At 36.0% G+C, this 10,952-nt stretch carries 6 protein-coding genes; 1 reads left to right on the top strand and 5 read right to left on the bottom strand.

Translation table 11 applies throughout. The annotated features are described in order from the left end of the window. Window positions 1-139: 139 nt before the first annotated feature. A complete protein-coding gene (locus N2259_00890; protein MCX7778784.1) occupies window positions 140-643 on the top strand; it encodes a nicotinamide-nucleotide amidohydrolase family protein in 504 nt (167 codons plus the stop codon). 291 nt (window positions 644-934) lie between these two features. Here the strand turns inward: N2259_00890 and N2259_00885 are convergent, their stop codons facing one another. The 5 genes from N2259_00885 to N2259_00865 form a co-directional block, all read right to left on the bottom strand. After that, window positions 935-1,843, bottom strand: coding sequence for a M48 family metallopeptidase (locus N2259_00885; protein ID MCX7778783.1), 909 nt, complete (start codon window positions 1,841-1,843; stop codon window positions 935-937). Between the two features lie 51 nt (window positions 1,844-1,894). After that, a complete protein-coding gene (locus N2259_00880) occupies window positions 1,895-2,449 on the bottom strand; it encodes a LemA family protein (protein MCX7778782.1) in 555 nt (184 codons plus the stop codon). Between the two features lie 40 nt (window positions 2,450-2,489). Then, the gene (rpoC, locus tag N2259_00875) at window positions 2,490-6,134 is read right to left on the bottom strand and encodes a DNA-directed RNA polymerase subunit beta' (protein ID MCX7778781.1); all 3,645 of its coding nucleotides are present in this window, start codon (window positions 6,132-6,134) and stop codon (window positions 2,490-2,492) included. Window positions 6,135-6,150: 16 nt separating this feature from the next. Next, window positions 6,151-9,366 carry a DNA-directed RNA polymerase subunit beta gene (gene rpoB, locus N2259_00870; protein ID MCX7778780.1) on the bottom strand — a complete coding sequence of 1,072 codons (3,216 nt, stop codon included), beginning with the start codon at window positions 9,364-9,366 and terminating at the stop codon, window positions 6,151-6,153. A 178-nt stretch (window positions 9,367-9,544) separates the two neighbouring features. Then, the gene (locus N2259_00865; protein ID MCX7778779.1) at window positions 9,545-10,900 is read right to left on the bottom strand and encodes a UDP-N-acetylmuramoyl-L-alanyl-D-glutamate--2,6-diaminopimelate ligase; all 1,356 of its coding nucleotides are present in this window, start codon (window positions 10,898-10,900) and stop codon (window positions 9,545-9,547) included. Window positions 10,901-10,952: the final 52 nt, after the last annotated feature.

The raw sequence follows: 10,952 nt of genomic DNA, 5'->3' as shown, positions 1-10,952 counted from the left end.
CCTCTCTTCTTTCAAAATCATTAGAATTTTAGTGGTTTTGAAAGAGGAGATAAAAATTTCCTTTATTCATTAAAAAATAAAAAAATCGATTAAAATCTTGATAAAATTGAAAAAATTTGAGATAATTTAACCAGATAATATGAAAGAAAAAAGAGAAGATTCTCTGTCTTTAAGTAAAGAGGTAGTGGAAAAATTAAAAGAAAGGGGGTTATACCTCACAGCTGTTGAATCTTGTACTGGCGGTGGTTTAGCTAATAGTTTAACGAATGTGGCAGGTGCTTCAGAAGTAATGAAAGAATCTTTTATCACTTATTCTAACGAGGCAAAAATGGCTTTGGGTGTGCCAAAAGAAATTATTGAGAAATATTCAGTTTATTCTTTAGAAACCGCTGAGGCTATGGCTGAGGCCGGTTTAAAAAGGGCCGTCCGGGCCGATTTAGCCATAGGTGTTACGGGGAGTTTATCAAGGGTTGATCCAAAGAATCAAGAATTTTCTCTACCCGGTGAAGTCTTCTTCGCTTTAAAATTCAAAGATGGAAAAACGATTACGAAAAAAATCAATTTAGCTGAAGGTGAAAGATGGCAATTAAAAGAAGAAATTATTGTTCAAATCTTAAAAACAATTTTAGAAAATTTAAAATAAATTTTCTCTAAAGAGCGGTGCCGGTCGTGGTAATCGGATTGGAGTGATAGTGCCCTTCGCCTCTTGGGCGAAGAAAAATCTCTCTCCTCCACTATCCTTCAATTCGTATCATTTATCACCCCGACACCGCTTTTTGGTTAAAGTTGGGCCTTTTTCTATTTTGATAAGACTTCATTATTTTTGCTTTTTTTGTTTACCATTTTTATCTTCCTCTATATTATCGTGTTAACACATTGATATAAATATAACTCTTCGACAATAATGGATGAATCAAAATTTAAGCCTTAAAATTTAAAGGTTCATTGCCCGCAAAACTTTAATCCTTTCTTCTACCGGCGGATGAGTAGAAAACAATTTCGTCAGCCAATCAATAGCCTGCTTACCTTTGAAAGGGTTAGTAATATATAAATGAGCCGTTGCTTCGTGCGCAACTCTTAGAGGTGTTTGATCGGCAGAAATTTTTTCTAAAGCTCGGGCTAGGCCTTCAGGATAACGAGTTAACATCACCCCTGAGGCGTCGGCTAAAAATTCTCTTTTCCGGGAAATGGCTAAACGAATGAGGGTGGCGGCGATTGGCGCTAAAATAACAGCAATAACGAATAAAATAAATAAAATTAATCCCAGATAACCAGATTGTCGATTATCTCTTCTTCTTGTTAAACCACTGAGAAAATTCATTCGTAGAAACAGATGAGAAAGCATAGCAATTATCCCGGCTAAAACAACAACGATAGTTTGTAAAAACATATCACGATTGCCAATATGAGCCAGCTCATGAGCCAAGACTCCTTCTAATTCAACTTTTTCTAATTTTTCTAAAAGGCCGCGCGTCACAGCAATAACAGCATGATTTTTATCCCGACCGGTGGCAAAGGCATTAGGTGCGGCTTCATCAATAATATAAATTTTAGGTAAGGGTAAACCGGCTGTAATAGACAAGTTTTCTACCAAACGATAAAGCTCTGGTGCTTCACTTTTTTTAATTTCTTTAGCCCGACTAAGAGTTAAGACTATTTTATCAGAAAACCAATAGGATAGAAAATTCATCAAAAAACTAAAAATAATAGCGAAAATCAAAATTTCTTGAGATTGATAAAGATAAGCAAAAAGCCAACCTAAAGCAATGATAAAGAGAAAAAAGAGGCTTATCAGAAGCCAAGTTTTGCGAAGATTAGAAGAAATGTGAGTATAGAGAGTCATAAAACTAAAATTCAAAACTTCAAAACACGAATTTAAAATAAATATCAAATTTTAAAACTTAACTTTTATTGGCTCTTTTTCTTCTTCATCTATTTCAAAAAATTCACGAGGGGTAAACTTCAACCAACCAGCCACCAGGTTATTCGGGAAAATTTGAATTTTAGTATTGAAGTCTCTGACGTTGCTGTTATAAAACCTCCGGGCGGCTTGAATTTTGTCTTCAGTATCGGTTAGCTCTCGCTGAAGTTCTAGGAAATTTTGGCTGGCTTTTAAATCGGGATAATTTTCAGCCACGGCAAAAAGAGTTTTTAAAGTTGAACTTAAAAAATTTTCTGCCTCAGCATGTTCTCTAATTGTTTTGGCAGCCAAAGCTTGGCTTCTTGCCTCGGTTATTTTTTGAAATAATTCTCGTTCGTGACCAGCATAGCCCTTTACTGTTTCCACTAAATTGGGAATTAAATCATAGCGTCTCTTTAATTGAATTTCGATATCCGACCAAGCTTCATCAACTCGATTTCTCGCCACTACTAAAGAATTAAAAATACTAACCAACCAAAAAATCAACAAAAAAATGAGAACAATTAAAATCCAAAGATGGAGAGACATAATTACTTTTTTGTAAAAAATAAAATAGAATATAAAATATTTATTTTTTCTCAATCTCTTTTCTAAAATTAAAACCGGTGCCCACTGGAATTAAACGACCAATAATCACATTTTCTTTTAAACCATGAAGTCTGTCGACGCGTCCGGTAATAGCGGCGTTAATCAGAACACGCGATGTTTCCTGAAACGAGGCGGCGGCTAGAAAACTATCAGTGGAAAGAGAGACTCGAGTGATGCCTAATAAAAGTTCTTTAACCTCTGCTGGTTTTTTGCCTTCTTTGACAATCTTTTCGTTGACCTCTTCGACATAAGCCCGAGGCAAAATTTCGCCAGGTAAAAGATCGGTTTCGCCGCTTTCTTTAACTAAAACTCGAGAAAACATTTGTCTAATGATTATTTCAATATGTTTATCATTCAATTTTTGCCCTTGGGAAGAATAAATATATTGAACCTCTTTAAGAATATATTTTTGTACAGCTTCTTTGTCTTTCAAATAATAATACTCATGAAGATTAAAATCACCATCAGTTAAAGGATCTCCTTTTTTGACTGATTGACCTTCTTTAACCCAAACAAGATAATTAGAAGGGATGTTAATCACTTCTCTCTCTTCTTTGTTTTCTTGATTAAGATATCTTAAAGTAATTTTCTTTTCTTTTTCACCTTCAACCTTTTCAACCTGAGCATCGGTTTTGGCTAAAATCGCTTTTCTTTTTGGTGGTCGAGCTTCAAATAATTCTTCAACACGAGGCAAACCCTGAGTAATATCTCGACCAGCAATTCCGCCGGTGTGAAAAGTGCGAAGGGTCAATTGAGTACCAGGTTCGCCAATGGATTGAGCAGCAATAACGCCAACGGCTGTTCCTAAGGCAACGGGCTGATGATGACCGAGATCATAACCATAACATTTAACGCAAAGACCACGACGAGTCCGACAGGTAAGAATCGATCTAATCCTTATTTTTTCTAAATTAATTTTTTCTATCTCTTTGACTTTATCATAGGTCACAAAGTCGCCTTTCTTAACAATGATTTTTTTTGTTTTTGGTTGATAAATATCTTCTAAAACAACTCGACCAAAAATTCGATTGGCTAAACTTTCACCCATTTCTTCTGACTCTTCTTTAGTCAGAACAATCCCGTCTTTGTCGCCACAATCTTCTTCCTGAATAAATATCTCTTGAGCCACGTCAACCATTCTTCTTGTTAAATAGCCAGCGCTGGCAGTGCGTAACGCTGTATCAGAAACACCTTTTCTTGCCCCGTGGGTGGAAATAAAAAATTCAAGAATATTGAAACCTTCTTGAAAACTACTTTTGACTGGTAACTCAATAATTTTACCGGTTGGCGAGGAAACTAAACCTTTCATACCCAACATTTGGGTTACCTGACTCCAAGAACCACGAGCACCAGAGTCAATCATGAAAAAAATTGGATTATCAGAAGAAGAAATAAGGTTTTTAGAAAGAGTAGCAATTTCGTCTCTGACTTTCGTCCAAACCTCAATCGCCTTAAGATATCTTTCGTCTTCAGTTAAAAGCCCCTCTTCGTATTCTTTCTGAATCTGTTCGATTTCTTCTTCAGCTTTTTTAAAAATTTCTTTTTTTGCTGGCAATTCAGGTAAATCATCCATACCCCAAGAGAGACCATTTGAAGTCAGGTATTTTAAAGAAATTTCTTTTAAATCATCTAAAAATTTAACTGTTATTTCTGGACCATAAATTTCTAAACATTGATTAATGAGAAGCCGAAGGGTTTTTTGATCAACGGTTTGGTCAAGAGAGTAGAGACCTGGAGGGAAGGTTTGCCATAAAATGAGACGACCAACTGAAACCTCAACTAAAGAGTTATCAATTTTCACTTTGATTGGTTCTTGTAGTTCAATTTTACCAAGTTCAAAAGCCAAAATTGCTTCTTCTGGACAAGAAAATATTTTATTTTCTTTTACCTGGGGGGCTGGTGTTTTTTTTATCAAAGAAAGACAATAAACTCCTAAGACAATATCATGAATGGGGGTAACGATCGGATCGCCAGTTGCCGGTTTAAAAAGATTTTTACTTGCGGCCATAATATTTTTTGCTTCGGCTTGAGCTTTTTCTGTTAAAGGTAGGTGTACGGCCATTTGATCACCATCAAAGTCGGCATTAAAACCTGGACAAACAAGGGGGTGGATTTTAATCGCTTTATCTTCAATAAGGATAGGGCGAAAAGCTAAAATCCCTAGACGATGAAGAGTTGGTGCTCGGTTCAATAAAACATAAGAGTTTTTTGTAATCTCTTCTAAAATATCCCAAACCTCCTTCGTTCCTTCTTCAACCAGACGCGAGGCACTTTTGACATTATAAACAAAACCTCTTTTGATTAGTTCGCTAATGACAAAAGGTTTATAAAGCTCAAGAGCCATTGTTTTTGGCAAACCACATTCATCGAGTTTTAATTCCGGACCAACAACAATAACGCTCCGACCAGAATAGTCAACTCTCTTTCCTAAAAGATTATGGCGAAATCTTCCTTGTTTACCTCGCAGGATATCAGCTAAGGATTTCAGTGGTCTTTTTTGCGCCCCCGTTACCATTGCTTTCGTTTTTCTCATTTCGTTATCAATTAAAGCGTCAACTGCTTCTTGTAGCATTCTTTTTTCGTTTCGACAGATGACCTCAGGGGCCCTTAATTCGATCAATTTTTTCAAACGATTATTACGATTGATAATGCGCCGATATAAATCATTTAGATCGGCGGAGGCAAAACGTTCACCGTCAAGCTGAACCATCGGCCGAAGCTCGGGAGGAATAACCGGCAGAACCCTTAAAACCATCCAATCGGGCTTAATTTTATTGGCGATTAAATTTCGAATTAACTTAAATCTTAAAAGAAGTTTTTTCTGACGAGCAGGGTTGGTTGTCTTTTTTATTTCCAGTTCAATTTCTTGACTGGCCTTTTTAAGGTCAAGGTTTTCTAAAAGAGTCAAAATGGCTTCCGCGCCAATGCCAGCTTCAAAAAAATAACCATAATGCAAGGAAAGGTCATGATATTCTTTTTCTGACAAAATTCTTTTTATTTTTATCTCTTCAATTTCTCTTTTTTTAAGGAAATAATTTTCCTGAAGATCTTTTAATTTTATTTCTAATGTCTTTTTGTCTTTAATTTCTTTCTTAAGAGCTTTTCTTTTATTTTTATATTCCTCTTCTAATTGTTCGAGGGTGTTCTTTTTAATTTCTTCATCAACTTTAGTAATAATAAAATTGGCAAAATAAACGACTTTCTCTAAGGTCTGGACAGAAAGGTCTAAAAGAACGCCGATTTTTGAGGGTACACCTCTCAGAAACCAAATATGAACAACGGGAGCCACTAATTTAATATGACCCATTCTTTCTCGTCGAACTTTTGACGTTGTTACTTCGACACCACAGCGATCACAAATAATTCCCCGATAGCGAAGTTTTTTATATTTACCGCAAGCACACTCAAAATCTTTGACTGGACCAAAAATTTTTTCACAAAAAAGTCCTTCTCTTTCTGGTTTTTGAGTCCGATAATTAATCGTTTCTGGTTTAGTCACCTCACCATAACTCCAAGAAAGTATTTCCTCAGGTGAAGCAAGTTTTAAACGAATGGCTTGAAAAAGAGGTATTTTTTCTTTATCTTCATTTAAGGTTAAAGTTTTAGTAAAAACAGGGGCAGGCATATTTTTGAGTTATTAGTTAAGAATTTTTTTCTCCAATTTTGGTTGATTTGTCTCTCTGCAACGATTTATCTTTAATTAATTCAACACCTAAACCAAGGGCTTTTAATTCGCGAATTAAAATCTGAAAAGATTCTGGCAGATAAACATCTTGAATTTTTTCACCCTTAATAATTGAGCTATAAGCCCTCGTCCGGCCAGTCACGTCATCAGATTTGATGGTCAACATCTCTTGAAGAGTATAAGCTGCTCCATGTGCTTCGAGAGCCCAAACTTCCATTTCGCCAAATCTTTGACCACCACGTTGGGCTTTACCACCTAAAGGTTGTTGAGTAATGAGAGAATAAGGACCAATTGAACGTTGGTGAATTTTATCTTCCACCAAATGATTTAACTTCATCATATACATATAACCAACAGTAATCTCGTTAGCAAATGGCTGACCGGTTCTTCCGTCATAAAGCTTGACTTTACCGGAAAGAGGAAAATTGATTTTGGCTAATTCTTTTTTTATTTCTTCATTTCGAGGACCATTTAAAGAAGGGATAGCTGCTTGATAACCCAAGGTCTTTGCTGCCATTCCTAAATGAGTCTCTAAAATCTGGCCGATATTCATTCTAGAAACAATCCCTAAGGGATTTAAAATAATATCAATGGGCGTGCCATCCTCTAAAAAGGGCATATCTTCTTCGGGAATAATTTTAGAAACAACACCTTTATTACCATGACGATTGGCCAATTTATCACCAGGCTGGATTTTTCTCAAATCAGCCACGGAAATATAAATAGTCTTTAAAACCCGCGATGGTAGTTTATCGCCCTGTTCCCGAGAAAAAGTTTTAATCTCAATAACTTTTCCGTGTTCACCATGTTCTAAATAAAGTGAGGTGTCTCGAACATCTTTAGCCTTTTCTCCAAAAATAGCGCGGAGTAATTTTTCCTCGGTTGAAAGCTCAGTTTCACCTTTCGGTGTAATTTTACCGACTAAAATATCGCCTGACTTCACCTCAGCACCAATCCGAATAATTCCTTCAGAATCTAATTCTTTTAATTTCATCTCGCTAACATTGGGAATGTCGCGAGTAATCACTTCTGGTCCTAATTTCGTTTCTCTAACCTCAACCAGATGTTCACTAATATGAATAGAAGAAAAAACATCCTCTTTGACTAAACGAGAAGAAATTAAAATTGCGTCCTGATAGTTCCCTCCCTCCCAAGGCATAAAAGCAACCAAAACATTTCGCCCTAAAGCTAATTCACCTTTTTCCATGGCCGGACCATCAATTAAGACATCGCCCTTTTTAACTTTTTGTCCCTTTTCTACTAAAATCCTTTGATTGAGACAAGTATTGGCATTAGAACGAATAAATTTGTTTGCTTGGTAAGTTAATGTTTTTTTTCTCGATTTCAATTTAAGATGACCAGCATCGCTCTCAACAATTTCCCCATCTTCTTCCGCTACGACCAAATAACCAGAATCTCGAGCCACTTTTTCTTCAAGGCCGGTACCAATTAAAGGTGCTTCCGGCGAAATTAATGGCACTGCCTGACGTTGCATATTTGTCCCCATTAAAGCTCTAACCGCATCATCATGTTCTAAAAAAGGAATCAGGGCCGTTCCCAAACTAATAATTTGTTGACAAGCAATATCAACCAAATCAATTTGTTCAGGTAGAGCAAAACCTGGTTCGCCCTTGATTCTTGCCTCAATTCTTGTTTTGGGAATAATAAAACCAGCCTCATCAAGGGGTATGGAGGCTGGAGCAATATTATATTTTTCTTCTTCAAAAGCATCCAACCAGATAATTTCATCAGTCACTTTCATTTTTTTTCCTATTTTGACCACTTTCCGATAAGGCGTCTCTAAGAAACCATAGGGATTAAGCCGAGCATAACAAGCAAAATGGCCAACCAGACCAACGTTTTGACCTTCCGGGGTAGCGATCGGACAGATACGACCATAATAAGTTTGATGAACGTCTCTCACTTCAAAACCAGCCCTTTCGCGAGATAAGCCGCCAGGACCAACCATTGTTAATCTTCTTTTGTGCTCTAACTCAGCTAAAGGATTGGTTTGATCCATAAACTGTGAGAGTTGAGAAAGCATAAAAAACTCTCGAATGACACTGATAACGGGTTGAGGGTTAACTAGTTGGGCGGGCGTGAGGGTTGCTGTGTCAAGAGTACTCATTCGGTCTTTAACAATCCTTCTCATACGCATCAACCCCACCCTCATGCGTGACTGAACTAGTTCGCCAACGGCTCTAATTCTTCGATTACCTAGATGATCAATGTCATCTGGCTGAGCCTGGCTGACGTTTAACCGAATCACTTCTTGGATAATTTTTTTAATATCTTCTTTTTGTAAAACTTGAAGCTTCTCTGGTGGCAGCTGATATTTCAAATTTAGACGCTGATTAATTTTATAACGACCAGCGCGTCCTAAATTATATCGATCCGGATTAAAAAACATATTCTGAATTAAATGGCGAGCACTATCAATGGTGACAAATTCACTTGGTCTAATTTTTCGATAGACTTCTAAAATTCCTTCCTCCTCAGAAAAGGCTGGGTCTTTTTTTAAAGTATTTTCTAGATATTTTTTTTCTTCTTCATTAATCTCTTGAGTCGAAGGGAAAAATGCATTAAGAATTTCTTCCTTAGTATTGAAGCCGAAAATTCTTAAGAAAGCAGTGGCAATAACCTTGCGCTGGCGATTTATTCTCACCCATAAAGTATGGTCATAAGAAGTTTCGATTTCCAGCCAAGCCCCACGATCAGGAATAATAAGAGCTCGATAATAATTCCGACCAGCCAACTCGTCAGCCGTAAAAAAAACTCCGGGCGAACGGATAAGTTGATTAACAACCACCCTTTCAATACCATTAATAATAAAAGTTCCTCTTTCGGTCATAAGAGGAATATCGCCTAAATAGATTTCCTGTTCAATTTTTTTACCAGTTTTTTTATTAATTAATTTAGCCCTTACTTTTAAAGCAGCCTCATAGGTGAGATTTCTTTCTTTGGTCGTGATTTCATCGAATTTTGGCTCTTCAAGATAATAATCGATAAAATGGAGTTCTAAATCACGACCACGATAATCCTGAATATTAGAACTTTCTTTTAAAACCTCGCCAATTCCCTCTTTGAGAAACCACTGATAAGATTTTTTTTGAATTTCAATTAAATCAAAATTGGGATAAAGTTCTTGAGTTTTTTTAAATGTTTTCCGCATATTTTAAAAAGGCTAAAAACCTCTTAAAAAAAGAGGCTCGGCCTTTAATGAAAATTAGAAAAAGTGTCTCTCAATTTTTTCTTTTATTAAAGCCAAAATTTGGCCAAGTAAGGATCTTCAATTCCTTACCTTATTAGGATAGTTAGATTTTAAAAAAGATAAAAATAATTGTCAATCATTAATCTGTGGATAATTTTTGGCACTCTTCTTTAACTATCTGACGATCGTCCCAAGGAATTTTTTTACCTCGAGCAAGACACAGCCACGGCTCACAACCTTTACCAGTAATAATGACGATGTCATTTTCTTTTGCCAAAGAAAGTGCTTTTCTAATTGCTTCTTTTCGGTCTAAGATTTTTTCATATTTTGGAATTTGGAATTTGGAATTTGGAATTTGCGAAAATCCTGCTTCGATTTCATCAATAATAGTAGCAGGATTTTCGTCATATGGGTCTTCATTGGTCAAAATAATTTCATCACAATATTTAGCCGCCGTCTTGCCTAAGACTGGCCTTTTCCATTTGTCTCGACCGCCCCCAGCTGAGCCAAGAACGCAAATTAATTTTGAATTTTTAATTTTTAACTTTGAACTAATCAGTTGATAAACATTTTCTAATTCTTTTGGTGTATGAGCATAATCAACAATGACTTTAAAGGGGCGATCAATAACTATTTCCATCCGACCAGGCAAGGTTTTGATTTTCCCTAGTGCCCTTTTTGCTATTTCTAAAGAAACACCTTGTGATAAACCAACGCTCACTGCCGCCAAAGCATTATAAATATTAAATTCGCCTAATAAATGAATCTGGAATTCTGAGTCTTGAATGGTGAATTTTGATCCGTTTGTATCTGATTTTATATTCTCCGCTTGAATAATTTTTAAATTTTGATTTGCTATTTTGAGACTTGAGATTTGAGACTTGAGATGGTAACCATAGTATTCATCGGCTTTAAAGGAAAGAAAATAAGTCGCATTTTCATCGTCTAAGTTAACGATGATGGTTTTTTTAATTTTCTGGCCATTAATAATTTTTCTCCTTTTTTTTGTCAATCCGGCAAATAGTTTTCCTTTAGTTTTTTTATAATTTTCAAAACCACCGTGGGCTTCGATATGTTCTGGATGAAGACAGGTAAAAACAGCCAGATCATATTCAATACCTAAATGTCGAGACTGTAAAATACCTTCTGAAGAAGTTTCAATAATAGCATATTGACAGCCGGCTTGAACCATTTTCTTAAGAAATTTTTGTAGAGCAAAACGACCAAGCATCGTCATTTTTGTTTTGTTTAACCACTCTTTTTCCGCAATTTTAAAATTCATCGTCGTTGTCCAGCCAATTTTAAAGCCTGCTTCTTCTAAAATCCGACCAATTAAATTTACGACTGTTGATTTGCCGGCCGTGCCAGTCACACCAATGACAATCATTTTTCGACTTGGCCAGCCATAAAAGAACGCCGCCAAAACAGCTAATACTTTGTGATAAAAAAGTAAAAAACTTTTGGGTAAAAATTTTTTGATTATTTTTTTGAACATCTTTTTATTTTAGCAGATTTAAAAAAAAGATACAGAAATAAAGAGAAATGAT

The sequence above is a fragment of the Patescibacteria group bacterium genome (genome assembly GCA_026417895.1).
Classification (GTDB): Bacteria; Patescibacteriota; Patescibacteriia; order UBA2591; family CALHIP01; genus CALHIP01.
This window is presented reverse-complemented; position numbering and strand designations above follow the sequence as displayed.